This window comes from Aeromonas sp. R1-2 (assembly GCF_040908505.1).
GTDB lineage: Bacteria > Pseudomonadota > Gammaproteobacteria > Enterobacterales > Aeromonadaceae > Aeromonas > Aeromonas veronii.
Window position 1 is genome coordinate 22091 of record NZ_JBFODU010000032.1, and the last position, 26648, is coordinate 48738.

Genomic DNA, 26648 nt, shown 5'->3' on the forward strand with positions numbered 1-26648 from the left:
AAAACCGGCATCAAAACAAAAGGCGAGCAGGGTGCTCGCCTTTTGTCGTTGTGGGCTGGTTAGCTCCCCATCAGCACCGGCGGCACTGCGGTAGGTTTCACATCCTCGCTCGGGTAGCAGCCCAGCACCTTGATATAGCGGGTGATCTTGGTCAGTTCTACCAGTGCGGCCTGCATCGCCGGGGTCTGCAGGTTGGCGGAGACATCGAGGTAGAACATCTCTTCCCACGGGTTGCCCTGCACCGGACGGGACTCCAGTTTGGTCATGTTGATCTCGTGGCTGCGCAGTACCAGCAGCGCCTCGACCAGCGAACCCGGCTTCTGGGAGGTGGACATGATGAGAGTGGTCTTGGCCGGGATCTGCGGCGCCACGTCGATGGGCTTGCGCGCCACCACAATGAAGCGGCTGTAGTTCTCTTTCTGGTTGGCGAGCTGCTCGGCCAGCACGTCCAAGCCATACAGTTCGCCACCGGCGGCGCTGCCGATGGCGGCGGCCTCCGGGCTGGCCAGTTCTTTCACCTTCATCATGGCACTGGAGGAGGAGTCGCAGATTTCGTGGCGCGCCCCTTCCAATTTGCTCAGATAGTGGGAGCACTGCTGGAACACCTGCGGGTGGGCATAGAAGGTTTTGATGCGACTCAGCTCGGTCGGCACGGCGGTGAGGATGCAGTGCTCGATGGGATAGGTGAGCTCGCCGACGATGGAGAGGCTGGTATGCTGCATCACGTCATAGACTTCGTTGATGGAGCCCGAGCTGGTGTTTTCGATGGGCAGCACGCCAAAGGCGGCGCGGCCTGACTCCACCGCATCCAGCACTTCGCGGAAGTTCTGGCAGTTCACCTCGATCACCTGATCCTTGTAGCGCGCCAGATATTTGCGGGCGGCGAGGCTGGAGTAGGAACCGCGCGGCCCCAGATAGGCGACGCTGGTCATCGGCTCCTGCTGCTCCGGGTTGAGCAGGCTCTGCAGATAGGCCTGCTGGGAGAGCACTGAGTCTTCGATGATGGTGTGATAGATGCGGGTGATGTACTGGGCATCCAACCCAAGCACGCGCCCTTTCTGGATCAGGGCGACCAGCAGCTCCTGCTCCCGCTGGTGGTCACGGATGGGGCGCGGGTTGGCTTGCTTGGCACGGGCGACCTCGATGCTGAGGGTCTTGCGTTTCGCCAGCAGGGCAAGCAGCTCCTGATCCAACCGGGTGATGTCTTGTCTGATCTCGTCGAGCGTTGCCATGATTGTTCCCTATCCAAGTAATCGATTGATATTAATGCAAAAAAAAGCCTCCGCTAGGGGAGGCTCGATTCGTCTTTGCTTTCTGTTCACACGACGACAGGCCTTCCCTCAAGCGGGCCGGATAAACGAGAAAGCAAAGAAGAATGGTGCGTGCATAGGTGTGTCCTTGAAGTAACGTCATAACCATTAAGGGATTTGCCGGTCTGATGCAAGTAAAACTTGCCCGCGGGCGGGGATGGGGGCAGGGTATCCGGTTAAGAAAATGGCGTATGAATGATGTTCTATTGACTCTGTTTTGATGACTGAAACCCAGTGGAGGAGGTAAAGACGATGGCGATTATTTTCGATCTGGGACGGGTGGTGGTGAGCTGGGATCCGGTAGGCATAGTGCGTTCCGTGCGTGGTCCGCAAGGGGCCGAACAGTTGGCCGAGCAGCTCTTTAACCACCCGGATTGGCTGGAGGTAGACAGAGGCACCATGTCGCTCCACACCATGGCCCGGGAAGCGCAAGCGCGCACCGGCCTTTCGGCGGCACAGAATCTGGCCATTTTACAGGCCGTTCCCGCCTCCCTGCAGCCAGATCCCGCTATGCTAACCCTGATAGCCGAGCTTCACGGGGCGGGGTACACCCTGTATGCCCTCTCCAACATGGGTCATGCCAGCATCGACTGGCTGGAGCAGCATCAGGATTTTTGGCGCTTCTTTAGCGGCAAGGTGGTCTCGGCGCGGGTGCGGATGATGAAGCCGGAGCCGGATATCTATCGCTATCTGCTGGTGTCGTTCGATCTGAAACCGGCAGAGTGTCTCTTCATCGATGACAGTCCCGCCAACATTGCGGCCGCCGAGGCCCTCGGTATCAGGGGAATCGTCTTTACCGACGCGGCGAGTTGCCGCCAGCAACTGGGTGAGCTGGGCTGTTTGCCCGCCACCGGCAGGGGGTGATGCCCCTCTAGGAGCACTATGGAGCATGGCCGGTTTCGCAATTGGCTCAGTCATTATCCCGAGGCGACCCTGATCATCGCCTGCAAGGATGGCAGCGGTTATCAGCTCTGTGTTGAGGCAGAAGGGGAGTGCCTCTGCCTGACCGACAGCGAGGGAGGGCGCCTGACTTTCACCTCGCTGGATCAGGCGCAGGGTTTCTTGCGAGCCCATCGGGTTCACCAAGCAAGATTACGAATTTATGACGCCCAAAATGAAGATTTAGCAGCAGAATCACAGGAAATAATCATCAAGTTTTAATTTTAACCAGACTCTTTAAGGGTCTATTCAGTTTGTTTGCCGCACAATACTGCACCTGTTCATCATCCGGAGCTGTTTAATGGGTGCCAATGTAGTTGTACTGAATCAGGGATATGATCACTCTTTTCAAGCCAGGGAACAGCTGCTGATTGAGCGACTGGCAAGTTTTGACGAGCTGGTTGTCTCTTTTTCGGGACGGTTGGAATCCTGCTACAGCATCGAGCTGTGCCGCGCTGCCGGTGTGAAAATCCATGCAATTACCCTCGATAATCCGACCCGCAGCCGCAGTGAAGTGGCCCGAGCCCGCCGTTATTGCCAGCGTTATGGCATCGATCACTGGGTCATCAAGAGTGACGAGATCGTCTTTTGCGATCGCCTGCCAAATATTGAAGGGCTGATCGACCCGGTTCGCCGCATTGGTGATTATGTGCAGACTCGTTCTGAGTGGGCTCATCTGCCGTTGCTGGTTCCGGCAGCGGTGGAGGAGCGTGATGATTATCTTGCCCAGTTCGGGTCTCTGCCTGCCAACTCAATCTGGTTTTTTGCCGACAACGGATTGATGCGTCGCGATTATCGTTACGGCTTCAACAAGCGTCAGCTCGGTCGTTGGGGCAAGGGGAGCAATGGTTGCCTCAGCAATCGCTTCACTAATCCACGGCAGCTTGAGCAGCGTTATCTGCGAATGGTGGATCAGGCCGAGCAGATGCTGGCCGACATGGGGCTGGACGAGGCACAGGTCTTTTTCCATACCCTGTGCGACTGCTCCACCACCCTGGCCCGGGTGCGTCTACCCGAACATCAGCGTGCGCAGGCCTTTGATATGCAATCGGATATTTTGTCTGCCCTCAAGGGGAGCAAGTTCGATCTGGTGACCCTGGATATGGCACAGAAAGAGCGGCACGATCTCGCCATCTAGCCTGCGGGCAAGCGATGCCGGTGCCAGAACGTGAGTGCTGTCATAGGCAAGGGGCGACGGGACTGTTTATACTGTCGCCCTTTCACCCGTTACCGAGCTTCGCCCTATGAAACCCTTCTCCCGTCTGCTGATTGCCCTGTGCCTCTCCCCCGTACTGGCGCAGGCTGCCCCTCTTTCTCAGGTGACGCTGCCCGATGGTCGGCAGGTTCAGCTCAACGACGACTTCACCTGGGAGTATTTGGTGATCAAACCGGCCGAGTCCGTACAGGGCGTGGCTGCTGATGGGAAGGCTGGGGCCGTGGTGGCCGTTGCTGCTCCGGTGCTGACCGATCAGGCCAAGGCCAATCCGGAACTGCTTGCCCAGATGGCGCGTGACGGTGTGGTGGTCAAGCTCGACAAGATCGAGGGATCTGACCCGCTGGCGCTGACCTTTATGGTGGGCAATACCGGTACCCGCAATGTAGTCGGGGTGCGTGGCATGGTGACCCTGTTCAGTGCTGACGGGGTGCAGCTGAGCCGTCAGGAGGCCCGCTTCTGGGTTGCCGAGAATCGTCTGCCGGAAACCTATCTGCGCAAGGGGCAAGCCCGTCCGTCGCTGGCCCTCGAGATCCCCCGTCCTGCCGGATTGACCGGTCAGCCGCTGGTGCGAGTCGAGATCGACGAGGTGGTCTTCCGCTGATGTTTACCGGCTGGCGTGAGGCTCACGCCAGCCATTTGTAACTCCTGTCATCATCCGCAATATCTGCTTACATCTGACATGATTTGGCAACAGCTTGCCGCTCGGCAACGCCACGCCGTCCCCGCACAATGACTCCATACCAGCTCGACGAGCTTATCAATGGAGTTAATGAGATGAAAAAGAGCGCTGTTTCCCTTCTGGTTCTGGCCGGTTTTGCTTCTACCTCTGCACTGGCGCAGGATGCCTTCAGCTACGCCAAGGGCGCGGCTACTTGGGCGCACACCAAATCCGACTATCTGAACAACAACCCGCTGTTCCCACGTGATGCCAGCAATCAGGGCACTCGCGATTTTGGCGGTGTGACGCTGGATCTCTCCAAATCGTTCTCCAACAACTTCTACGGTCGTCTGCTCTCCGAGGGCACCTCTGCCCAGCACGGCAATGACAGCATGGGTATCGGCAGCCTGGGTATCGGTGTTTTTACCCCGCTTAGCACCGGCTTGAACCTCTACGGTGAAACCGGTCTGATGGGTTACACCATGGAGCGCGAGCAGGCGTATGACGTCAAGGGCTGGGATCTGGTGAGCCGCAAGAGCAGTGGCAGCATGTACGGTGAAGTGGGTCTGCGCTACGACATCGGCAATGTCGAGCTCTCCACTGCCTACCGCTACGCCAACATGACCGCCGATATGCACGACTTCAAGGTGGGCGGTGCTTACAAGCTCAACCAGAACTGGGCGCTGACTGCCGATTACACCTATCGCAACTGGGATCTGCAAAAAGGTTCCATCTCCAGCCTGGGTGTGAAGTACAGCTTCTAATCCCCCTTCCCGTAGTCCGTAGTGTCTTGTTTTTTACCCATGGCGTTCGCCATGGGTTTTTTCTTTTTCCGGTGATCCCTTTTTTCTCCTTGTGTCGTATCAGTCGCAAATAGTTATACAACTTTCATTTTTTTGTATAACTGCTATAACTGAATCAATGCTTATACAAGGAGCTTCATCATGTACAAGATTAAAGTCGGTATCAGTGCCTGCCTGCTGGGACAAGAGGTACGTTTCGATGGGGGCCACAAGCGCTCCAGCTTCTGCGAACGGGATCTTGGCGCTCACTTTGACTACCACCCCGTCTGTCCCGAGATGGCTATCGGTCTAGGGGCGCCTCGCGCCGCCATCCGGCTGGTCAAGCGTCACGGCGAGATCCGCGCCGAGGCGAGCAACGGCAGCTTCGATGTCACCGAAAAGCTGATTGCCTTCAGCGAGCAGAAGGCACGTCAGCTCGACTTTATCTCCGGCTATATCCTCTGTGCCAAATCCCCCAGCTGCGGTATGGAGCGGGTCAAGGTCTATGGCGCCAACAACGAGGGGAGCGCCAAGGAGGGGATTGGCCTCTTTGCCAAGGCGTTGATGGAGGCCAACCCCCTGCTGCCAGTAGAGGAAGATGGCCGCCTGTGCGACCCCATCCTGCGGGAGAACTTCGTGCTGCGGGTCTTCGCCTACCACGACTGGCAGCAGCTCTGCGCCCGCGGCATCACCGCTTCTGCGCTGATCCGCTTCCACTCCCGCTACAAGTATCTGGTGCTCTCCCATGCCACCACCCACTACCGCATCCTCGGCAAGCTGCTCGGCAATCTGGGCAAGTCCACCAATTTGCAGGAGGTGGCCGACAACTACATCAAGGGATTGATGACGGCGCTGACCCTGCGAGCCAACCGCCGCAGCCACACCAATGTGCTGATGCACCTGCAGGGCTATTTCAAGCGGGTGCTGACCCCGGCCCAGAAGCAGGAGCTTGCCGATACCATCGACAAGTACCGCACCGGCATATTCCCCTTGCTGGTGCCGCTCACCCTGATCCGTCACTACCTGCGCGAGTACCCCAATCCCTACCTCGCCGAGCAGGTTTATCTCAATCCGCACCCCGATACGCTGAAATTGCGTTACGGGCTCTGAATCCGTTCTGTTGCCCCGGCGCATGGTTTGCGCCGGGGGGCTTTACCCCTCTGTTTGATGGACGTTGTCATGTCTGATTTATCGCAAGAAGTTGCTCCTCTCGCTGATGAGGGGATCTACCCCATTCGCGAGGTTTCCCGCCTCACCGGCGTCAACGCCGTGACCCTGCGAGCCTGGCAGCGCCGCTACGGTCTGGTGCAACCGGCTCGCACCGAAAAGGGCCACCGCCTCTATAGCGAGCAGGATATCCGCCAGATCGGCGAGATCCTGAGCTGGCTGGAGCGGGGAGTGAGTATCGGGCAGGTGAAGGGGCTCCTGAGCGAACCCCATTCCGAGCCGGTGAGCGATCACTGGCAGCAGACCCTGGAGCAGTTCAGTCAGGCGTTACTCGCTTTCAACCAGCGCAAGGCGGAGGCCGAGCTTAACGATCTGCTGGCGAGCTACCCGTTCGAGCTGGTGCGCAGCCGGGTACTGCAACCGCTGGTGGAGCGGCTGCTGGGGCTGTGGCGCGAGCGGCCCGATGGCGAGCTGCTGCAACAGGTGTGGCTGGGCTGGCTCCATACCCGCTTCGCCCGCCACCAGATCGAGCAGGAGAAGGGCGTGCCGATCACGCTGGCGAGCTGGGGACAGGTTGGCCCCCTCGATCTGGTCTGGGCCGCCTACGAGCTGATCGGTCAGGGCTATGAGGTGCAACTGCTGGGGGCGGTCGAGCCGCGCCATGCCAGCCTGCTGGAGGGGCGTGCCGTTACCCCCTGGCTGGTGCTGCTGGGTGCCGGGCTCGGCAAGCAGGAGCTGGCCGCCGGGTGGCCCGCAGGCACACGCCTGTTTGGCGAGCTGGGGCGCCTCTACGACGATGAGTGGCTTAAAGCCCATGGCTGGCAGGCGAGCCTTGCCGAGTTGATAGCGGATGCCCCAGATGCTGCTGGCACCAGCGGACGCGGGAGGAAAAAATCATGAAGCTGGTCTGGTTTCGCAATGATCTGCGCCTCGCCGACAACCCCGCGCTGCGGCATGCCTGCGCCGGTGATGAGCCGGTCGCCGCGCTCTTTATCATCTCCCCCACCCAGTGGCGGCAGCACAAAATGGCCCCCATCCGTCAGCGCTTTATGTTGGCGCAGGTGGATGAGTTGGGCCGCGAGCTGGCGGCCCTCGGCATCCCGCTCCATCTGCTGCGAGTGGAGACTTTTACCGAGGTGCCCGCTGTGTTGGCAAACCTCTGCCGCGAGCAGGGGGTGACCCAGCTCTACGCCAATCAGGCTATCGAGATCGATGAACTGCGTCGCGACCATGCCGTCAGCGCCGCGCTGGCAGAGCAGGCGGTGAGTTGTCACTGGTTCAACGGCTGCTGCGTATTGCCGCCGGGGCGGGTACTGACCGGCTCGGGTGAGATGTTCAAGGTGTTCACCCCTTTCAGCCGCGCTTGGCTCAAGTCCCTCGACGAGGAGGGGTTTGTCATTCATCGCGCGCCGACACCGCGTGGCGAGCCTTTGCCGTGGCAGCCGCTGGCTGAGCGGGCGTGGGTTGATGAAGCTCTCGGCGAGCTGACGGTTGATCCGCGTTGGCCAGTGGGGGAGGCAGAAGCTCTGCGCCGTTTGAACATTTTTCTGGAACAGGCAGTGCTCGACTATGGCGAGACCCGTGATTTTCCTGCCATCGCGGGCACGTCCGTGCTCTCCCCCTATCTGGCGGCGGGCATCATCAGTCCTCGTCAGTGTGTGGCGGCGCTTCAGCAGCGGCTTGGCTATCGGCCCCAGTCCAAGGCCCAGCCCGGCTTTGTCTGGCTCAATGAGCTGGTCTGGCGCGAGTTCTATCGCCACCTGCTGGTGCTGATCCCGACCCTCTCCATGAATCACCCCTTCAAACCCGAGACGGCAGCCTTGCCGTGGGGCTGGGACCCGTATGCCTTCGCCGCCTGGAGCGAGGGGCGCACCGGCTACCCCATCGTCGATGCGGCGATGCGCTGTCTCAACGCTACCGGTTGGATGCACAACCGGCTGCGAATGATAGTGGCGAGCTTTCTCACCAAGGATCTCCATATCCACTGGCGGCTCGGGGAGGATTACTTCATGAGTCGGCTCATCGATGGAGATCTGGCGGCCAACAACGGCGGTTGGCAGTGGGCAGCGGGTACCGGCGCCGATGCTGCGCCCTATTTTCGGGTCTTCAACCCCACCACCCAGGGGCAACGATTTGATCCACAAGGGGAGTTTATCCGTACCTGGGTAACTGAACTTGCCGATATTCCCGCCGCTTATGTGCATCAGCCCCACGACTGGCTGCGGCTCAAGGGGCGACAGGATTATCCGGCACCCATGGTGGATCACGCCGTTGCCCGGGTGAGAGCCATCGAGATGTTTCGCTCTCTGGAGAAATAGGATGAACGAGCCGCTGGCCCGCTTTCTTGGCCTCTATCAGCAACTGGACAAACAGCAGTTGCACCGCTTGCCCGAGGTCTATGCCGAACAGGTGGTCTTTACCGATCCGGCCCACCGTATCGAGGGGCTGGCGGCCCTTGGCGACTATTTTGCCGCCCTCTATCAGCGCCTCGCCTACTGCCGTTTCGTCATCACCAGTCAGCAGCAGCAGGGGCCGCAGGCCTGGCTCGGCTGGACTATGACCTTCTCTCACCCCAGATTGCGTGGTGGTGAGCCGGTGACGGTGGAGGGGGCCACCCGCCTCGAATTCGACGAGGCGGGCAAGGTGTGCCAGCACCAGGACTATTTTGACCTGGGCGCCATGCTCTACGAGCAGTTGCCGCTGCTCGGGCCAGTGGTGCGCACTATCAAGATGAGGCTTGGCGCATGAGCGGCCGAGTGCTGATCACAGGGGCGACCTCCGGCATCGGTCGCCAGTTGGCGCTGGATTACCGGCGGGCAGGCTGGCAGGTGTGGGGTTGTGGCCGCGATGGTGAACGGCTGCAGGCGCTGGGGCTGCACGGTATTACGCCGCTGCAGTTCGATGCCCGGGATCTGGCCGCAATGAGCGGGGTGGCTGCTACGCTGCCATTCCTCGATCTGCTGATCCTCAACGCAGGCAACTGCGAGTACATGGATGTCGGCGATGGGTTTGACAGCGAGCTGTTTGCCCGGGTGATTGAGACCAATCTGACCGCCACCGGCCATGCTTTGGCCGCCTTCTTGCCGTTGCTCGGGGCTGGGTCACGGCTGGCCATCGTCAGCTCGTCGGTGAGCTGGCTGCCGCTGCCACGAGCCGAGGCCTATGGCGCCTCCAAGGCGGCCCTCGACTATCTGGCGGATACCTTGCGCCTCGATTTGGCCAGCAAAGGGATCGGGGTGACCCTGATCCGCCCCGGCTTTGTCCAGACGCCGCTCACCGCCAAAAATGATTTTCCCATGCCCTGTCTGGTGACGGTGGAGCAGGCCTCCCGTGCCATCATGGACGGGCTGACCTCTGGTCGTCACCAGATCCACTTTCCCCGCCGTTTCATCTGGTTGCTGCGCCTGCTTGGTGCGCTGCCGGTGGGGCTCTGGCTGCGCCTTGGCCGCGCACTCGTATCGAAAGGAAGCCATTCATGAAGAAAAAGATCGCCATCGTCGGTTCAGGGATCTCGGGGCTCACCGCCGGTTTTCTGCTCCACAAACTCCATGACATCACCCTGTTCGAGGCGGCACCGACTTTGGGGGGGCACACAGCCACTGTCGATGTGAATCAGGCTGGCCGCAGCTATGCCATCGACACCGGCTTTATCGTCTTCAATGATCGCACCTACCCCAACTTCTTGAAGTTGCTGGCACGGATCGGCATGGCGCGGCAACCGGCCGAGATGAGCTTCTCGGTGAAGAGCCCGGAAGGGCTGGAGTATAACGGCCACAACCTCGATACCCTGTTTGCCCAGCGCAGCAATCTGTTGAGCCCCCGTTTCTACAGTTTTGTTGGCGAGATTTTGCGCTTCAACCGGGAGGCACGTGCCTGGCTGGCAGATGGTCAACATCAGGGTGCTGGCCCCGAGCTGACGCTGGGAGACTTTCTGCTGGCGGGGGAGTTTAGCGACTACTTCGCCCGCCACTACATCTTGCCGATGGGGGCGGCAATCTGGTCATCGACTCTGGCCGATATGCGTGCCTTCCCCCTTGGCTTCTTCCTGCGCTTTTTTGCCAACCACGGCCTGCTGGATGTGGCCAATCGCCCCCAGTGGTACGTGATCCCGGGTGGCTCGCGGGAATATATCGGCCCCCTTACCGCCGGATGGCAGTCGCAGATCCGCCTCGCCTGTCCGGTGCAGAGTGTGCGACGGGAAGCGGACGGCGTGGTAATCCAGAGCAGTTACGGCGAGGAGCGGTTTGACGAGGTGATCTTCGCCTGCCACAGCGATCAGGCGCTGGCGCTGCTGGCGGATCCCGGCGAGCGGGAGCAGGCCATCCTCGGCGACATGCCCTATCAGGCCAACGATGTCTGGCTCCACACCGATGCTAGCTGCCTGCCCACCCGCCGCAAGGCATGGGCCAGCTGGAACTATCAGCTCGATGGCAATGACGAGGCGCGGCCGCTGGTGAGCTACAACATGAACATCCTGCAGGGGGTGAACTCGCCGGAGCCCTTCTGCGTCAGCCTCAACCCCAAGGGCAAGGTGGATGAGAGCAAGGTGCTGCGCCGCTTCGTCTACCACCATCCGGTGTTCAATCAGGCTTCCATCGCCGCCCAGCAGCGGCGCGCGGAGATCTGCGGCCAGCAGCACACCCACTTCTGTGGCGCCTACTGGTACAACGGCTTCCACGAGGATGGGGTGCGCAGCGCGCTGGATGTCGCCAGGCGCTTCGGGGCCGAGCTATGAATGGCGCGACCGTTGCCACCGAACATGGGCGTGCCGACGAACTGGCTGGCGTCACCAGCGCCATCTGGCAGGGCTCGGTGCGCCATCGCCGTTTTGCGCCGCGGGCTCACGCCTTCTCCTACAGCCTCTTTATGCTGGGACTGGATCTCGACGAGCTGCCGCAGCTCGATCAGGGACGCTGGTTCGGTGTGGAGCGCTCGGGGCTGCTCTCGTTTCACCGCCATGACTATCTCAAGGGGAGTGAGGGAAGCCTCAAGCAGGCGGTGTGGCAGAAGGTGAGCGAGCTGGGTGGCGATGCCGACTCCGAGGGGCGGGTGCTGCTGCTCGGCAACGTGCGCTGTTTGGGATTCTACTTCAGCCCGGTCAACTTCTACTTCTGCTATCGGCAGGGCGAGGCGCGCTATCTGCTGGCAGAGGTCTCGAACACTCCCTGGAACGAGCGTCACTACTACCTGCTGGATCTGGCGGCGCTGGCGCCCCATGACAAGGATTTTCACGTCTCCCCCTTTATGGGGCTGGCGATGCGCTATCACTGGCGGATCAGGCCGCCCGAGCAGGAGACACTGATCCACATCGAGAGTCATCCCGTATCCGGTGAAGCCAAGCTGTTTGACGCAACCCTGGCGCTCACTCGCGAACCCTTGTCGCGCAAGGGGCTGGTGGCCCTGCTGGCCCGCTGGCCCTGGATGACCATGAAGGTGCTGCTCGGGATCTACTGGCAGGCCCTGCGTCTATTTATCAAACGAACCCCGATTTTTACCCATCCGGAGAGCCGCTAATGGAACTTGCTCAATCAACCCTCTCTGCCTCTTTCATCGACAAGGGGGCAAGACAACTGCTGCTCAATCTGCTGGGTCGCCTCGAACATGGCCAGCTGCTGCTGCGGGATGGCGGTGAGCGCCACAGCTTTGGCATCGCTGGCACCGATCTGCATGCCGAACTGGTGGTGCAGGATCCTGCCTTCTATCGTCGCCTGTTGCTGGGGGGCAGCATTGCCGCCGGGGAAACCTGGGTGGAGGGGCTCTGGACCAGCCCGGATCCGGTGGCGCTGGTGCGGCTGCTGGCCCGCAACCTGACCCTGCTTGACTCCCTCGAGCGGCGCCTCGGCTGGCTCAGTTTCCCCTTCAACAAGGTGCGCCACTGGCTCAACCGCAATACTCTGACCGGTTCGCGCTCCAACATCGCCGCCCACTACGATCTCGGCAATACCCTCTATCAGGGTTTTCTCGACAGCCATATGCAGTACTCGAGCGCCATCTATCCGAGCGCCGAGGCCACTTTGGAAGAGGGGCAGCAGGCCAAGTTGCGCACCATCTGCGAGCGGCTCGAGTTAGGGCCTGACGATCATCTGCTGGAGATCGGCACCGGTTGGGGTGGCCTCGCCGTCTATGCCGCCCGCCACTATGGCTGCCGGGTGACGACCACTACCATCTCCCGGGCCCAGCATGACTATGCCAAGGAGTGGATTGCGCGGGAGGGGCTGGGGGATCGCATCACCTTGCTGCTGGAGGATTACCGCAAGCTGGAGGGCACCTATGACAAGCTGGTCTCCATCGAGATGATCGAGGCGGTAGGCCACGCCTTCCTGCCCGACTATTTCCGCCAGTTGTCGCGGCTGCTCAAACCCGGTGGTCGCCTGCTGATTCAGGCCATCACCATCGCCGATCAGCGCCATGCTCAGTATCTGCGCGGAGTCGATTTCATCCAGCGCTACATCTTCCCCGGCGGCTGCCTGCCGAGCGTCTCCCAGATGGCGGGGTTGCTGGCGCGGGAGACCGACATGCAACTGGTGCGGTTGCACGATCACGGTCACCACTATGCCCGCACTCTGGCTCACTGGTGCGAGCGCTTTCTGGCGCTGGCGCCCGAGCTGCCCAAGCTCGGTTACAGTCAGGATTTCATCCGGCTGTGGCACTTCTACTTCGCCTATTGCGAGGGGGGATTCTGGGAGCGCAGCATCAGTCTGGTGCAGCTGGAGGCCGCCAAGCCGGGGCCCGCTGGCTGGTCGGGTGATGTGCCAGTAAGCGGTCACTGACCATGTGGCAGTGGGCTCACCTGCTGGGATTCAACCTCTACTGGTTGCTGGCGGTGAAGTGGCAGCAGCCGGGCCCGCTGCTGGCAATGTTGCTGCTGCACTTTATCTTCTCACCCAGCCGCCTGCGTGACTGGCGGCTGCTCCCCATTGCGGTTGCTGGCTGTCTGCTGGATGTGCTGCTCTGGCAGCTCGGCCTGTTCCGTTTTCCTTCCGGTTTTCCCCTCTGGCTGGTGCTGCTCTGGCTTGGTTTTGCCCTGACGCTGGCCCACGGTATGCGCTGGCTGCTGCGCTTGCCTCGCTGGCAGCAGGCGCTGTTTGGCGTATTTGGCGGTGCTTCCTCCTATGTGGCGGGGGCCGCCATGGGGGCAGTAAACTTACCCTGGGGCATCTGGATCAGCACGGCGCTGCTGGCAGTGATCTGGATGTGGTGGTTACCCGTACTCCTGTGGGTAATGGTCAAGCTGGAGGGTGAGTCATGACAAACACCTTTTCGACCGACTCGTTGCTTTTTTCCAAATGGACCAAAGAGAGCCAGCATGAGCTGACTGATCGCTTCTATCTGGTGGTTGCCTGCCAGCGGGATGCGCAAGGTCGGCTGGTGCAGGTGGTGATGCAGGATATCAACACCCTGCAGGAACAGGAGATGGACTGGCATGAACTGGAAGACCCCAACCACTGGCATATGGGGTGGAATTAACCCGCTACTGCTGGCGTTTACGCTCTTGGCTGCAACCGCAGTGCAGGCCTCTGCCTCCCCCTGGCAGCAGCTGCGCCCTGTCGGGCAGGGGGAGATGAACTGGCTCTGGTTCAAGCTCTACGATGCCACCCTCTACAGTGAAAGCGGGCGCTATCAGCCCGGTCACTATCCGCAGGCCCTGACCCTCACCTATGCCAGATCCATCGAGCGGGAAGATCTGCTGAGCGCCACTGCCGCCGAGTGGCAGCGACTCGGTCTTGGCTCTGACGCCGAGCGTCAGCGCTGGCTTGGCCAGCTCGCTGCACTCTGGCCCGATGTACAGGCTGGCGACAAGCTCACCTTCTATGTCGACAAGGGCGGGGCAGGCCACTTCTGGTGGCAGGAGAAGTCCCTCGGGACTCTGGCCGATCCGCAATTCTCGGCCGCTTTTCTCGCCATCTGGCTGGCTGACAACAGCCGCGATCCCGCCCTGACCCGCCGTCTGCGTGGCCAACCCTGAACATGGAGTCTCTGATGTCTTTCTATCGTGCATACCGCTGGTTGCTGTTGCTCCCCTTTTTGCTGCTGAGTGGCTGTGGTGCCAGTCTCGATGACTATCGGGGGCAGGGGCCAAACTGGGATCTTGCCCGTTTCTTCAACGGCAAACTGGTAGCTCACGGCCTGGTGACCGACCGCAGCGGCGAAGTGACCAGTCGCTTTCGGGTCGAGATGGTGGGTCGTTGGAAGGATGGCAAGGGAGAGTTGTTCGAGCAGTTCTACTTTGACGATGGCCGCGAGCAGACCCGTACCTGGTATCTGAGCAAGGGTGATGATGGTCATTGGCGCGGTACTGCTTCCGATGTGGTGGGGGGGGCGGTGGGTAAAAGCGAAGGGTTTGCCCTCAACTGGCGTTATCAGCTCGATCTGGCGCTGCCGGATGGCGAGGTGGTGCGGGTGAGCTTCGATGACTGGATGTACCTGCTGGACGAAGATCGTCTGATCAATCGTGCCGAGATCAGCAAGTTCGGTATCCATCTTGGCGAAGTGATCCTCTATATCGAACGTCAGCCCTGACCGTTAACGCAAGATAACGCTCAGTAAAAAGCGCGCCGATGGCGCGCTTTTGTTTACCGAAAAACCAGAGTCATCAGATGATGCGGTTCTCTTCCAGCATCTTGCGACGGGCCTCTTCCTTGGCCATCTTCTTCTTGCGGTTGTCACAGGGTTCCGGGCAATCGCACTCTTTCTCGATGCCGACACTACCCAGACCGCCACAGGAGCCGGAGATGGTCTTCTTCTGGAAGATGTAACCGATAGCCATGGCGGCTATCACCAGCATGAATACCCCAAAGGTGATCAGAAATATCTGCATCTCTACCTCTTACTTCTTGACCAGATAGGGCTTGAAGGCATCGGAGTAAGCCTCTTCAAAGCCGTTGTCGGTCTTGGTGATCACGAAGATCGCCAGGCCGCGCTCGTTGGCATAGGCCAGGCTCTTCTCGGTCCCCATCACCATAAACACGGTGGCCAGCCCGTCTGCGGTCATGCAGGAGGGGTGGATCACGGTGACCGATACCAGACGGTGCTGGATCGGCTTGCCGCTGCGCGGATCTATGGTGTGGGAGAAGCGCTGACCATCCAGTTCATAGTAGTTGCGGTAATCGCCGGAGGTGGCTACCCCGTTGTCACCGGGCACGATCACCTCTTGCACCGTGCCGGTACCTGCGGTGGGCTTCTCGATGGCCACGCGCCAGGGGTGACCCTTGCCGTTGACGCCATTGATCCGCAGCTCGCCGCCAATCTCCACCAGATAGTTACGCGCACCCAGTGACTCCAGATACTCGGCTACCTTGTCCACACCAAAGCCCTTGGCGATGGCAGAGAGATCGACGTAAAGATCCGGAATGTCTTTTTGCAGGGTATCGGCATCCACTGAGGTGATGACGTGCAGGTTGCCCAGACCAGTCTTCTGGCGAGTCTGGGTGATCAGCTCGTCGGAAGGGACCTTGGTCGGCTTCTTGTCCGGGCCAAAGCCCCACAGATTGACCAAGGGGCCAACGGTGACGTCCAGCGCCCCCTGGCTCTCACGGCCAATGTGAATGGCCTCTGTGACGACCCGTGCGGTATCGCGGGAGACCACTACCGGTTTGTTGTCACGGCTCTGGTTGAAGCGCGACAGTTCGGAATCGGGGCGATAGGTCGACATCTGGTCGTTGACCCGCTCCAGCAAGATATCGACCTCAGCTTGAAGCTTGGCCGGATCGCTGATGGCGCTGTCCGCCACCTTGATGGAGTAATAAGTGCCCATGGTGCTGCCGGTGATGTGGATCTCCGGTTTGGATTGGACCGTCTCCTGACCGCACCCAGTCAAGAAAAAGGCTAGCCCGAAGGCTAGCCAGGTCTTTACAACACTGTGCATGGATTAACCACCAAAGTCATCCAACAGGATGTTTTCGTCTTCAACGCCCAAATCTTTGAGCATGTTGATGACGGCAGCGTTCATCACCGGAGGTCCACACATGTAGAACTCGCAATCTTCCGGTGCTTCGTGGTTCTTGAGATAGTTCTCGTAGAGCACGTTGTGGATGAAGCCGGTGTAGCCGTCCCAGTTGTCTTCCGGTTGCGGATCGGACAGGGCGACGTTCCAGGTGAAGTTCTCGTTCTCGGCGGCGAGCATGTCAAAATCTTCGACATAGAACATTTCGCGCTTGGAACGGGCACCGTACCAGAAGCTCATCTTGCGCTTGGACTTCAGGCGACGCAGCTGGTCGAAGATATGGGAACGCATCGGCGCCATACCTGCACCACCACCGATGAATACCATTTCGGCATCGGTATCTTTGGCGAAGAACTCACCGAACGGACCGGAGATAGTCACCTTGTCGCCAGCCTTGAGGCTGAAGATGTAGGAGGACATCTGTCCCGGAGGGGCAGTCCAGTTGCTCGGGGGCGGGGTCGCGATACGCACGTTCAGCATGATGATGCCGAACTCTTCCGGATAGTTGGCCATGGAGTAGGCACGGATGATCGGCTCATCGACCTTGGACTCCAGCTCAAAAATCTTGAAGCGATCCCAGTCACCGCGATACTCCTCGGGAATATCGAAGTTCTTGTAGTGCACGTGGTGAGCCGGGGCTTCAATCTGGATATAACCACCGGCGCGGAACGGCACGCTCTCGCCATCGGGGATCTGCAGCTTGAGCTCCTTGATGAAGGTGGCCTTGTTATCGTTGGAGATAACAGTACATTCCCACTTCTTCACCCCGAAGATCTCTTCCGGCAGTTCGATATCCATGTCGGAGCGAACGGTAACCTGACAGGCCAGACGCTCGCCATGACGGGCTTCGCCCTTGCTGATGTGATCCAGTTCGGTCGGCAGAATGTCGCCGCCACCGGATTTCACCCGTACCTTGCACTGGCCGCAGGAGCCACCGCCGCCACAGGCGGAGGAGACGAAGATACCGCTGCCAGCCAGCACGCCGAGCAGCTTGCCACCGGCCGGGCTGGTCACAGCCTTGGCCGGGTCACCATTGATGCTGATTGTCACGTCGCCCGCGGTCACCAGCTTGGACTTGGCGAACAGAATGACTGCCACCAGTGCCAGCAGGATCACGGTAAACATGACCACACCCAAAATAATTTCCATCTATCGTTCCTTTCTGATTGCAGGAAAGCCGATTACAGGGAGATACCAGAGAAGGACATGAAGCCCAGCGCCATCAGACCGGCGGTGATGAAGGTGATGCCCAGACCGCGCAGGCCTTCCGGAACATCGGAATACTTCATCTTCTCGCGGATACCTGCCAGCGCAACGATCGCCAGCATCCAGCCTGCCCCTGAACCCACACCGTAGACCACAGACTCCATGAAGTTGTAGTCACGCTGCACCATGAAGGAGACGCCACCGAAGATGGCGCAGTTCACGGTGATGAGCGGCAGGAAGATACCCAGCGCGTTGTAGAGTGCCGGGAAGTACTTGTCCAGCGCCATCTCCAGGATCTGTACCAGTGCTGCAATCACACCGATGAAGGTGATGAAGCTCAGGAAGCTCAGATCCAGACCGGATACCAGAGCGCCATCTTTAAGCACGTAGTTGTAGATCAGGTTGTTGGCAGGAACCGCGATGGTCTGCACCACAATAACGGCAATACCCAGACCCATGGAGGTCTTTACCTTCTTGGACACCGCCAAGAAGGTACACATCCCCAGGAAGAAGGAGAGTGCCAGGTTTTCGATGAAGATCGATTTAATCAACAGACTCAGATAGTGTTCCATACCTTAATCCTTCGCCTCCACCTGCTTGGGATCCTTGGTGCGCACGCCCCAAATGATCAGACCAATGATGAAGAATGCACTCGGCGGCAGCAGCAGCAGGCCGTTGGGCACGTACCAGCCACCGTTATTCACCAGCGGCAGCAGCTCGATGCCGAACCAGGTGCCGGAGCCCAGCAGTTCACGCACGGTCGCGACGCTCAGCAGAATGGCACCATAGCCCAGACCGTTGCCGATACCATCCAGGAAGGAGGGCAGCGGGGCACTCTTCATGGCGTACGCTTCGGCGCGGCCCATTACGATACAGTTGGTGATGATCAGACCCACAAAGACCGACAGTTGCTTGGAGATGTCATAGGCGTACGCCTTGAGCACCTGGTCAACCACGATAACCAGTGAGGCGATGATCGCCATCTGCACGATGATCCGGACGCTGTTCGGGATCTGGTTGCGGATCAGGGAGATGAACAGGTTTGAGAAGGCGGTGACCGCCATGACCGCGAGGGTCATTACAAACGCAGTTTTCATCTGGCTGGTAACCGCCAGTGCAGAACAGACACCCAGCACCTGCAAGGCGATGGGGTTGTTGCCCAGCACAGGCGTCAACAGCAACTTCTTCATTTCGCTCTTGTCAGCCATTGTTGATTTCTCCTGCACGAACCTTGGCCAGGAAAGGACCGAAGCCCTTGGGACCCATCCAGAAGTCGAAGGTATGCTGTACGCCGTTACCGGTCAGAGTGGCACCGGAGAGACCATCGATCTCGTGCTCGGAGCCCGCCGGAGCATGGCCCTTGATGACGCGCAGCGCCGGCATGCCATTCTGGTCGAACAGTTTCTTGTCCTTGAACAGCGCCTGCCAGGCCGGGTTTTCGATCTCGCCACCCAGACCCGGGGTTTCACCGTGGTCATAGTAGGTGATGCCCTTGATGGTCTGGCCATCAGCGGCGACGGCGACGAAGGCATACATGGTCGACCACAAACCCTGACCGTAGATGGGCAGGATGATGCTGTCGATCTTGCCTTCGGCATCCTTGGCGAAGAATACCGGGATCTGCTTGGAGATCTGACGCAGGCTGGCCTTGTCGTCAGCGGCGGCAAGACGGATGCTGCGGGCCGGATCTTTGGCTGCTTGCTTGGTGTCGAAGTTGTCGGCATCGCCGTCAACAAAGTCACCGGTCGCCAGATCCACCAGACGGGCTTCGATCTTCTCGCCATACAGTTTGGCCAGGTCGCGCTTGGCCACTTCGCTCACATCCACACCGGCTACGGAGAGAATGTTGCTCTGCTTGTCCAGCGCCTTGTTTTCCTGCTGGGTAGAACGCAGGCCCACAGCGGCAACGGATACCACGATGGAACAGGCCAGACAGAGGCCGGTGACCACGCTGACGGTGCCGAGGGTTGAATCTTTATTAAACGCCACGAGCAATCCTCCGCTTGATGTTTGCCTGAGCGACGAAGTGGTCAAACAGGGGAGCAAACAGGTTCGCAAACAGAATGGCCAGCATCATGCCTTCCGGGAACGCAGGGTTGACCACGCGAACCAGCACGACCATTACGCCGATCAGGGCGCCATACCACCACTTGCCTTTGTTGGTAAAGGCGGCGGAGACAGGGTCGGTCGCCATGAAGGCCATACCGAAGGCGAAGCCACCCAGTACCAGATGCCAGTGCCACGGCATGTTGAACATGGGGTTGGTATCGGAACCGATGACGTTGAACAGCAGGGAGGTGGCGATCATACCGATCATCACGCCGGCGATGATGCGCCAGGAGGCGATGCGCATGTAGACGATCATGGCGGCACCCAGCAGGATCATCAGGGTAGAGACTTCACCGATGGAACCCGGCAGGTTACCCAGGAAAGCGTCCATCCAGCTGATAGCCTGGCCGGTTGCACCGTTGATCAGCGCCATCTGGCCGCCTTGGGCCCACTGGCTCAGGGCAGTCGCGCCGGAGAAGCCGTCAACGGCAACCCATACGGCGTCACCGGAGATCTGGCCCGGGTAGGCGAAGAACAGGAACGCACGACCAGCCAGCGCCGGGTTCAGGAAGTTCTTGCCGGTACCACCGAACACCTCTTTGGCCATCACCACACCGAAGGTGATACCCAGTGCAGCTTGCCACAAGGGCAGCTCGGGCGGCACGATCAGGGCAAACAGGATGGAGGTTACGAAGAAGCCTTCGTTGATCTCGTGTTTGCGTACCATGGCGAACAGCACTTCCCAGAAACCACCGACAAAGAAGACGGTGATGTAGATCGGGAAGAAGTGGGTGGCGCCAATCAGCATTTTGCTGCCGATACCGGCAACAGCCGGATCGAGGGAGGCGCCCAGCATGGTAGCCAGGGCATATTGCCAGCTGCTGGCACCAGCAGCCGAGCCCATGTGGGCAATGGCGGCAATCGCCTGGTTACCAACGTTGTACATGCCCCAGAACATGGCCGGGAACACGGCCAGCCACACCATGATCATCATGCGCTTCAGATCGAGCGCATCACGAACGTGGGAGGCGTTGCGGGTAACGCTACCCGGGGTGTAGAACAGGGTGTACGCCGCTTCGAACAGGGCATAGTACTTGGCGTACTTTCCACCCGGTTCGAAGTGGTGTTCCATATTTTCAAGAAGTTGCTTGAAACTCATCGCTTAACCTTCCAGTTCAATCTTGGTCAGGCACTCACGCAAGATCGGGCCGTACTCTGTCTTGCCGGGGCAGACAAAGGTACAGAGCGCCAAATCTTCCTCATCCAGCTCCAGGCAGCCCAGTGCTTGCGCACCGTCGGTATCGCCGGAGACCATGTCCCGCAGCAGCAGGGTCGGCAGGATGTCGAGTGGCATCACCCGCTCATAGTTGCCGATAGGCACCATGGAACGGTCACTACCGTTGGTAGTGGTGGTGAAGTTGATCAGCTTGCCCTTCATCAGATGAGAGAGGGTGGTACGGGTGATAGAGAACTTGTTGGCGCTGGGGTTGATCCAGCCCAGGAACTCTTTCTCGCGACCTTCACCCAGCACGCAAACCTGATTGTGGTAGCGGCCCAGGTAGTCGTGAACACCTTCGGCTTTGGCACCACTCAGGATAGAACCGGAGATGATACGGTTTTCGTCGGCACGCAGCTCATTGTTGGTGAGCTGGCTGATGCAGGCGCCCAGACGGGTACGCAGCAGACGCGGCTTGAGCACGTTCGGGCCAGCCAGGGCGATCACCTTGTCAGTGAAGATCTGACCGGTGGTGAACAGCTTGCCGAATGCAATCACATCCTGATAGTTGATGTGCCACTGCACCTTGGTGCTGCTGACCGGATCCAGGAAGTGGATATGGGTACCCGGCAGACCGGCAGGGTGCGGACCAACGAAGATCTCTTCCTTGACCTGAGCCAGCGGAGAGTGGGGCAGACTGCCTTCGCCTTTACAGACATAGACTGCGCCGTCGGTCAGGCGGGTCAATACGGCCAGACCATCGAGGAAGGCCTGCGGCTGTTCCTTGATAATCAGCTCGGCATCGGCTGCCAGCGGGTTGGTGTCCATTGCAGTCACAAAGATGGCGCGCGGGGCAGACGCTACCGCGGGGACTTTGCTGAACGGACGGGTACGCAACGCAGTCCACTGACCTGATGCGACCAGGATCTCTTGCACCTTGCTGCGCTCGAGCTTGGCCAGCTCGGCAGAGGCAAAATGCTCAAACGTCACCTGTTCATCGGAACCGTCGAGGTCGATGACCACAGACTGGAGAACACGTTTGGCACCACGGTTGATCTCTGAAACCACACCGGTGGCAGGAGCTGTGAATTTAACGCCCGGATTCTTCTTGTCTTCAAAAAGATCCTGACCTTTGATGACGCGATCACCTACTTTGACGAACATAGTAGGTCGCATCCCCACAAACTCCTCGCCCAGTGTCGCAACACGGGTGATGGCGGGGCCATCGTAGATTACTTGCTCTGGCGCACCCAGCACGGGGATGTCCAGTCCTCTTTTGATTGTAATCATACTTACTTGCACTACCGTTACGGGAGAGGTTGGTTAGCGCCGAGAAATACATCACGACGGGTGGTTGAATGAGTCGATGTTGTGGTTGTGCCAGGTGGGCAGGCTCAACAATTATTCAACATGCAGGCTCACTCAAAAGCGCTTGAGTTTACCACTTAAGGTGCATTTTCTGCCATGCCAAATGGGCAAAATCCCCGTGCCATCACAAAATTAACCTGCAATGAATAAGCCCCCGACACCTTGTAAGTAGTGGTTTTAAAGGTTTTTTTATTTCGATACCTCGATGGGGGTATTTGCCGTTGTCTCCACTATCAGCAAAAAGCCTTGATGTCGAAATATACCCCCTTGGATGTAGCCTTTTCGGGCCAATGGGGGAAATATGTTTAATTTTTGTTGGCAGGTTCTCGAGGAAAATCCTGTGGTACAACCGGTTTCAGGAGAGTGACGGTTTGCCAACACAGCTCGGGGTGCGCGGGGCGTGGCCTTTTTCCTGCCACTCGGTCTCTGTGTAGGTATGCAGTGCCAGTGCATGAACGGCACCGGCCAGCTCGTCGGCCAACACCGAATTGACCTGACGATGGCGTGCCAGCAGCCGCTGCCCTGCAAATTGCTCGCTGACGATCACCACCTTGAAGTGGCTCTCAGATCCCGGTTCCACACGGTGCATGTGGCTCTCGTTGATCACCTCCAGCACGGTGGGGGAGAGGGCGGCGGTCAGCTTGGCTTCAATCAGTTGTTGGATGGTCATCGGATCGGCTTCCAGAGTGAATGTCGCGCCATTCTATCGGCAGTCGCGGGATGGAATAAGCCCCCGTAAGAGGGAAATCACCCGTCAGTTGCTCCCTTGATGCGCATCGAACTGGTGAAATTCCTGCTCCTCGCTAGAATAGCGCCACTTTGCGTCGCCCCTGGCGCCTGTATACACGAATCAAGCCGAGGTTGGACTCTTCCTATGCAAACCCTTCTCGACACTCCCCATTGCCAGCTCACGCTCTACCGCTATCCGCGCCAGAGTCAGGAGACCCTGCAAGCCTGGGATGCGGCTGACGAATACCTGATCAACACCCTGGCGGAGTCTCCCCTCGAGCAGGCGGGCCCCGTCATCATCATGAATGACGGTTTTGGCGCGCTGGCCGCCTATCTGCATCCGCACTTCCCCTGCTGCGTCACCGACTCCTACATCAGTGAGCGGGCGACCCTGGCCAATCTGGCCGAAAACGGACTGGATGCGGGTGGTATCCGCTTGCAGGATGCGCTGGCGCCGCTGCCCGATGCCCCTGCGCTGGTGGTGATCAAGGTCTCCAAATATCAGGCACTGCTGGAGCAGCAACTGCTGGCATTGCGTGCGGTGGTGACACCGGCAACCCGCGTTATCGCTGCCGGCAAGGCGAAGGATATTCATACCTCCACGCTCAAGTTGTTTGAGAAGTATCTGGGGCCTACCCGTACCTCGCTGGCCTGGAAAAAAGCGCGTCTCATTCACTGCGAGCCGCAGGCGGGGCAACCCGCGCTGGCCAACCCCTTCCCGACTGTCTGGCCGCTGGAGGGGAGTGGCATGCTCATCCACAACCATGCCAACGTCTTCTCGCGCACCAGTCTCGATATCGGTGCCCGCTTTATGCTGGACAACCTGCCCATCCACAGTGCCCGCAAGGTGATCGATCTGGGCTGTGGCAACGGGGTGCTGGGTCTGTCGCTGCTCGCCAAAGACAGCGAGGTGGAGGTGACTTTTATCGATGAATCCTATATGGCAGTCGCCTCGGCACAGCTCAGCGTCGAGCACAATCTGCCCGATGCACTGCCGCGCGCCCGCTTTATGGTCAATAACTGTCTCGACGGGGTGGCGGTCGGCTCGGCAGATCGGATCCTCTGCAACCCTCCTTTCCATCAGCTGCAGGCGATCACCGATCATATCGCCTGGCAGATGTTCAGCGATGCGCACCGGGTGTTGCCTCAAGGGGGTGAACTCTGGATAGTAGGCAACCGTCATCTGGACTATCACAACAAACTCAAGCGCTTGTTTGCCAACGCACAAGTCGTTGCGTCGAACAGCAAATTCGTTATTTTGAAAGCCATCAAACGCTAAAGCCAAAGGAAACCATGATGAAAAAGTCACTCTTGCTGCTGGCCGCCCTGATGCTGGGCGGGTGTGCCACTCATTGGCCGGAGACGGCGCTGCTCAATCCGCAGGTGATCCCCGCCAACCAGCAATACTACTCTGGCAATCGCATCACCATGGAAGGGGTGGACAAGCGTGAGGCTGCCTACGTCTTCTCCATCAAACATAAAGAGAAAGCCCCCGTCCTGGTCAACAGTGAGCGTCCGCTCAATCTGCTGATGGCCGAGCGGCTGGCCGAAGGGCTGCGCAGTCAGGGTCTGGAAGTGGGTAACAGTGGCACCACCAACCTGACGCTGGTGATCTCCAACGCCGCAGTCAATGTGGAAGAGAAGACCTTTACCTATGTCACCAAATCCCGCGTCAGCCTGCAGGTGATCGCCGATTTCCAGGGCAACCGTCTGACCAAGCAGTTCAACATGTCCTCCAGCAAGGAGAGCCCGAGCGAGCCAAGCATGGCCGACCTGGAGTCTACACTGAACCTGCAACTGGGTAGCGTGCTGCAGCAGATCATGGCGGATGATGCGCTGCGCGGTTACCTGAAAGGTCAACCGAACGGTGCAGGGGTCTGATGATGAAAAAACTCTGGTTGCTGGCCATGCTGATCTCCCCGCTGGCGTTCGCGGGCCCGAAAGTGAGAATGGAGACCAACCACGGCAATATCGTGGTGGAGCTGGCGTCCAAGCAGGCGCCCCAGACGGTGAAAAACTTCCTGCGTTACGTGGCTGATGGCAGCTATGACGGCAGCATCTTCCACCGGGTGATCCAGGATTTCGTGGTGCAGGGTGGGGGCTACAACCAGCAGTTCCAGCAACTGCCGACTTATGAGCCGGTGGTCAACGAGTCGCGTGGCGGTCTGCCCAACAAGCGTGGCTCCATCGCCATGGCTCGCACCCAGGCGGTCGACAGCGCTACTCGCCAGTTCTACTTCAATCTGGTCGACAACAATAACCTCAACGCCGGTGGCTCTGCGGGTTATACCGTGTTCGGTCAGGTGGTTCAGGGGATGGAGGTGCTGGACAAACTGGCTCAGGTACAGACCGGTTACAGCCCCATTCTGCGCGCCAACGATGTGCCGACCAGTCCCATCATTCTGAAGAAGGTGGTCTTGCTGGCAGAAACCCCGGCAGACAAGAAAGTCGACAAGAAAGCGGGCAAGTAACTCTCGCCGGACGCGGCTCGTCACCTCGCCCTCGTCAGGCCACAATACAAGGCTCATCCCGTTCGGGATGGGCCTTTTCTCTATCCGGGCTTCTTTGACCTATCTCTTTGCTCGCCTTGGCTATCTGCCATCAACCTGCCAAAATGACGCACTTTTCCAAAGTCGTCAGGTAGTTGAACATGATCCGCAAACCAAGCTGGAGAGAGTCCCTCGCCGTCTATCTCGAATTTCGGGTGTTTATTCTCTTTGCCATGGGTTTTTCATCGGGTCTGCCGCTGCTGCTGGTGTTCGGTACTCTCTCATTCTGGTTGCGTGAGGCCGATGTCAGCCTGACCGATATCGGCTATATGAGCTGGGTGGCGCTCGCCTATGGCTTTAAATGGCTGTGGTCGCCGCTGGTGGATCGCATGCCGCTGCCGTTGCTCTCCACGCTGCTGGGGCGTCGCCGCAGCTGGATGTTCTTCTCCCAACTGTTGATTGCCGCCGCGCTGGTCGGCATGGCGTTCTGCGATCCCAAGACCGAGCTGGCCCAGCTGGCGATGTTTGCCCTGCTGGTGGCCTTTGCCTCGGCGACTCAGGATATCGTCATCGACGCCTATCGCATCGAATCTGCTCCCGAGCGGCTACAGGCGGCGATGGCGGCCTCCTACATGACCGGTTACCGACTGGCGATGATCATGGCGGGCGCCGGTGCGCTGGCGCTGGCGGCGTGGTTTGGCAGCAACAGCGGCTATGACTATCGTGGCTGGCAGATTACCTATCTGGTGATGGCGGGTCTGATGTCACTCGGGGTTATCACCACGCTGTTTTGCCACGAGCCGGATATCGATCTGGCCGAGCAGGGCAAACAACAGGCCGAACGCAAGGCGCAGCTCCTGGAAAAAGGGTGGCCAGCTCTGCTGGCGAGTGCGGGGGCCTGGGGCTATGAGGCGGTCTGGTGTCCGTTTGCCGATTTCTTTCGTCGATATGGCAGCTCGGCGCTGCTGATCCTGGCTCTGATCGCCTGCTATCGGGTTGCCGATGTGGTGATGGGGGTGATGTCCAACAGCTTCTATGTGGATATGCAGTTCAGCAAGACCGAGGTTGCGACTATTACCAAGGTGTTTGGCGTCATCATGACGCTAGTGGGGGCTGCGCTAGGGGGCGTGCTGGTGATGCGCTTCGGCACGCTGCGCATCCTGTTCTTGGGGGCGCTGCTCACCGCCAGCACCAACCTGTTGTTTGCCCTGCTCAATCAGGTTGGTCACAACCTGGAACTGCTGACGCTGATCATTTCCCTCGACAACCTCAGTGCCGGTATCGCGACCGCAGCCTTCGTGACCTATCTCTCCAGCCTGACCAATGTGGCATTTTCGGCCACTCAGTACGCCCTGTTCAGCTCGGTAATGTTACTGCTACCCAAGTTGCTGGCCGGTTTTTCCGGGCAGGTTGTGGAGCATATTGGCTACAGTGCCTTCTTTGTCGGAACCAGTTTATTGGGCTTGCCTGTGTTGTTGTTGATTGTGCTGGTAGCCAGAAAGGGGAGTGAGTTGCTCTCAGCGGCTGACAAATAGCAAGCGTTTGCGTAGAATCGGGGGTGATTAGATTCACACTT

31 protein-coding genes and 1 other annotated feature are annotated in these 26648 nt (G+C 59.2%); of the genes, 21 read left to right on the plus strand and 10 right to left on the minus strand.

Going from position 1 to position 26648, the window contains the following annotated elements; all coding sequences use genetic code 11:
- Positions 1-59: 59 nt before the first annotated feature.
- Complete coding sequence (gene pheA, locus AB5Y76_RS12720; protein ID WP_005343631.1) at positions 60-1232, minus strand: prephenate dehydratase; 1173 nt, start codon at positions 1230-1232, stop codon at positions 60-62.
- 38 nt (positions 1233-1270) lie between these two features.
- Positions 1271-1392 (minus strand) — a sequence feature (Phe leader region).
- Positions 1393-1562: 170 nt separating this feature from the next.
- Here pheA and AB5Y76_RS12725 point away from each other — a divergent pair.
- The 17 genes from AB5Y76_RS12725 to AB5Y76_RS12805 all read left to right on the plus strand — a co-directional run bounded on the left by AB5Y76_RS12725 (position 1563) and on the right by AB5Y76_RS12805 (position 14592).
- On the plus strand, positions 1563-2174 hold the full coding sequence (locus AB5Y76_RS12725) for an HAD family phosphatase (RefSeq protein WP_201932775.1): 612 nt from the start codon (positions 1563-1565) through the stop codon (positions 2172-2174).
- An 18-nt stretch (positions 2175-2192) separates the two neighbouring features.
- Positions 2193-2471, plus strand: coding sequence for a DUF6482 family protein (locus AB5Y76_RS12730; RefSeq protein WP_005338699.1), 279 nt, complete (start codon positions 2193-2195; stop codon positions 2469-2471).
- A gap of 79 nt (positions 2472-2550) precedes the next feature.
- Positions 2551-3387: a hypothetical protein gene (locus tag AB5Y76_RS12735; RefSeq protein ID WP_257690581.1), complete on the plus strand. Its 837-nt coding sequence runs from the start codon at positions 2551-2553 to the stop codon at positions 3385-3387.
- 106 nt (positions 3388-3493) lie between these two features.
- On the plus strand, positions 3494-4066 hold the full coding sequence (locus AB5Y76_RS12740) for a DUF3157 family protein (protein ID WP_263717437.1): 573 nt from the start codon (positions 3494-3496) through the stop codon (positions 4064-4066).
- Positions 4067-4239: 173 nt separating this feature from the next.
- Positions 4240-4887 (plus strand): autotransporter, encoded by a 648-nt coding sequence (locus tag AB5Y76_RS12745; protein WP_263717438.1) that lies wholly within the window; start codon positions 4240-4242, stop codon positions 4885-4887.
- A 180-nt stretch (positions 4888-5067) separates the two neighbouring features.
- Positions 5068-6015 carry a DUF523 and DUF1722 domain-containing protein gene (locus tag AB5Y76_RS12750; RefSeq protein ID WP_040096502.1) on the plus strand — a complete coding sequence of 316 codons (948 nt, stop codon included), beginning with the start codon at positions 5068-5070 and terminating at the stop codon, positions 6013-6015.
- A 69-nt stretch (positions 6016-6084) separates the two neighbouring features.
- Positions 6085-6972, plus strand: a complete 888-nt coding sequence (locus tag AB5Y76_RS12755; protein ID WP_263717439.1) for a MerR family transcriptional regulator — start codon at positions 6085-6087, stop codon at positions 6970-6972.
- Complete coding sequence (gene phrB / locus AB5Y76_RS12760) at positions 6969-8390, plus strand: deoxyribodipyrimidine photo-lyase (RefSeq protein ID WP_263717440.1); 1422 nt, start codon at positions 6969-6971, stop codon at positions 8388-8390. Before AB5Y76_RS12755 ends, phrB begins: the two co-directional genes overlap by 4 nt.
- Position 8391: 1 nt before the next feature.
- Positions 8392-8820, plus strand: coding sequence for a nuclear transport factor 2 family protein (locus tag AB5Y76_RS12765; RefSeq protein WP_263717441.1), 429 nt, complete (start codon positions 8392-8394; stop codon positions 8818-8820).
- Positions 8817-9551: an SDR family NAD(P)-dependent oxidoreductase gene (locus AB5Y76_RS12770; protein WP_263717442.1), complete on the plus strand. Its 735-nt coding sequence runs from the start codon at positions 8817-8819 to the stop codon at positions 9549-9551. The genes AB5Y76_RS12765 and AB5Y76_RS12770 overlap by 4 nt, the downstream gene beginning before the upstream one ends.
- Positions 9548-10807, plus strand: a complete 1260-nt coding sequence (locus AB5Y76_RS12775) for an NAD(P)/FAD-dependent oxidoreductase (protein WP_263717443.1) — start codon at positions 9548-9550, stop codon at positions 10805-10807. The genes AB5Y76_RS12770 and AB5Y76_RS12775 overlap by 4 nt, the downstream gene beginning before the upstream one ends.
- Complete coding sequence (locus AB5Y76_RS12780; RefSeq protein ID WP_263717444.1) at positions 10804-11586, plus strand: DUF1365 domain-containing protein; 783 nt, start codon at positions 10804-10806, stop codon at positions 11584-11586. Before AB5Y76_RS12775 ends, AB5Y76_RS12780 begins: the two co-directional genes overlap by 4 nt.
- Positions 11586-12842, plus strand: a complete 1257-nt coding sequence (locus AB5Y76_RS12785) for a cyclopropane-fatty-acyl-phospholipid synthase family protein (RefSeq protein ID WP_263717445.1) — start codon at positions 11586-11588, stop codon at positions 12840-12842. Before AB5Y76_RS12780 ends, AB5Y76_RS12785 begins: the two co-directional genes overlap by 1 nt.
- A gap of 2 nt (positions 12843-12844) precedes the next feature.
- Positions 12845-13321 (plus strand): DUF2878 domain-containing protein, encoded by a 477-nt coding sequence (locus AB5Y76_RS12790; RefSeq protein WP_263717446.1) that lies wholly within the window; start codon positions 12845-12847, stop codon positions 13319-13321.
- Entirely contained in the window at positions 13318-13539 is a 222-nt protein-coding gene (locus AB5Y76_RS12795; protein WP_019445887.1) for a TIGR02450 family Trp-rich protein, read from the plus strand. The genes AB5Y76_RS12790 and AB5Y76_RS12795 overlap by 4 nt, the downstream gene beginning before the upstream one ends.
- The gene (locus tag AB5Y76_RS12800; protein WP_263717447.1) at positions 13496-14038 is read left to right on the plus strand and encodes a chalcone isomerase family protein; all 543 of its coding nucleotides are present in this window, start codon (positions 13496-13498) and stop codon (positions 14036-14038) included. The genes AB5Y76_RS12795 and AB5Y76_RS12800 overlap by 44 nt, the downstream gene beginning before the upstream one ends.
- A gap of 14 nt (positions 14039-14052) precedes the next feature.
- Positions 14053-14592: a DUF3833 domain-containing protein gene (locus AB5Y76_RS12805; protein WP_263717448.1), complete on the plus strand. Its 540-nt coding sequence runs from the start codon at positions 14053-14055 to the stop codon at positions 14590-14592.
- A 73-nt stretch (positions 14593-14665) separates the two neighbouring features.
- Here the strand turns inward: AB5Y76_RS12805 and nqrM are convergent, their stop codons facing one another.
- From nqrM to AB5Y76_RS12850, 9 genes are all read right to left on the minus strand, one after another.
- The gene (gene nqrM, locus AB5Y76_RS12810; protein WP_005338668.1) at positions 14666-14890 is read right to left on the minus strand and encodes a (Na+)-NQR maturation NqrM; all 225 of its coding nucleotides are present in this window, start codon (positions 14888-14890) and stop codon (positions 14666-14668) included.
- Between the two features lie 9 nt (positions 14891-14899).
- Positions 14900-15937, minus strand: a complete 1038-nt coding sequence (locus AB5Y76_RS12815; protein ID WP_263717449.1) for an FAD:protein FMN transferase — start codon at positions 15935-15937, stop codon at positions 14900-14902.
- Positions 15938-15940: 3 nt separating this feature from the next.
- Entirely contained in the window at positions 15941-17164 is a 1224-nt protein-coding gene (nqrF, locus tag AB5Y76_RS12820; RefSeq protein ID WP_005338656.1) for an NADH:ubiquinone reductase (Na(+)-transporting) subunit F, read from the minus strand.
- 32 nt (positions 17165-17196) lie between these two features.
- The gene (nqrE, locus tag AB5Y76_RS12825; RefSeq protein ID WP_005338645.1) at positions 17197-17793 is read right to left on the minus strand and encodes an NADH:ubiquinone reductase (Na(+)-transporting) subunit E; all 597 of its coding nucleotides are present in this window, start codon (positions 17791-17793) and stop codon (positions 17197-17199) included.
- A gap of 3 nt (positions 17794-17796) precedes the next feature.
- Entirely contained in the window at positions 17797-18429 is a 633-nt protein-coding gene (locus AB5Y76_RS12830; RefSeq protein ID WP_005338644.1) for an NADH:ubiquinone reductase (Na(+)-transporting) subunit D, read from the minus strand.
- Positions 18422-19210: a Na(+)-translocating NADH-quinone reductase subunit C gene (locus AB5Y76_RS12835; RefSeq protein WP_005358609.1), complete on the minus strand. Its 789-nt coding sequence runs from the start codon at positions 19208-19210 to the stop codon at positions 18422-18424. Before AB5Y76_RS12835 ends, AB5Y76_RS12830 begins: the two co-directional genes overlap by 8 nt.
- Positions 19200-20429, minus strand: a complete 1230-nt coding sequence (locus tag AB5Y76_RS12840) for an NADH:ubiquinone reductase (Na(+)-transporting) subunit B (protein ID WP_005338642.1) — start codon at positions 20427-20429, stop codon at positions 19200-19202. The genes AB5Y76_RS12835 and AB5Y76_RS12840 overlap by 11 nt, the downstream gene beginning before the upstream one ends.
- Before the next feature lie 3 nt (positions 20430-20432).
- The gene (locus AB5Y76_RS12845; protein WP_005349684.1) at positions 20433-21776 is read right to left on the minus strand and encodes a Na(+)-translocating NADH-quinone reductase subunit A; all 1344 of its coding nucleotides are present in this window, start codon (positions 21774-21776) and stop codon (positions 20433-20435) included.
- A gap of 433 nt (positions 21777-22209) precedes the next feature.
- The gene (locus tag AB5Y76_RS12850) at positions 22210-22524 is read right to left on the minus strand and encodes a BolA family transcriptional regulator (RefSeq protein WP_042053239.1); all 315 of its coding nucleotides are present in this window, start codon (positions 22522-22524) and stop codon (positions 22210-22212) included.
- Between the two features lie 204 nt (positions 22525-22728).
- Here AB5Y76_RS12850 and AB5Y76_RS12855 point away from each other — a divergent pair, with 204 nt between their 5' ends.
- The 4 genes from AB5Y76_RS12855 to AB5Y76_RS12870 all read left to right on the plus strand — a co-directional run bounded on the left by AB5Y76_RS12855 (position 22729) and on the right by AB5Y76_RS12870 (position 26607).
- A complete protein-coding gene (locus AB5Y76_RS12855) occupies positions 22729-23862 on the plus strand; it encodes a methyltransferase (protein WP_368177733.1) in 1134 nt (377 codons plus the stop codon).
- A gap of 17 nt (positions 23863-23879) precedes the next feature.
- Positions 23880-24464 (plus strand): YajG family lipoprotein, encoded by a 585-nt coding sequence (locus AB5Y76_RS12860; RefSeq protein ID WP_005349692.1) that lies wholly within the window; start codon positions 23880-23882, stop codon positions 24462-24464.
- Between the two features lie 2 nt (positions 24465-24466).
- Complete coding sequence (locus AB5Y76_RS12865; protein WP_368177737.1) at positions 24467-25054, plus strand: peptidylprolyl isomerase; 588 nt, start codon at positions 24467-24469, stop codon at positions 25052-25054.
- Positions 25055-25227: 173 nt separating this feature from the next.
- Positions 25228-26607, plus strand: coding sequence for an MFS transporter (locus AB5Y76_RS12870; protein ID WP_368177734.1), 1380 nt, complete (start codon positions 25228-25230; stop codon positions 26605-26607).
- Positions 26608-26648 lie beyond the last annotated feature (41 nt).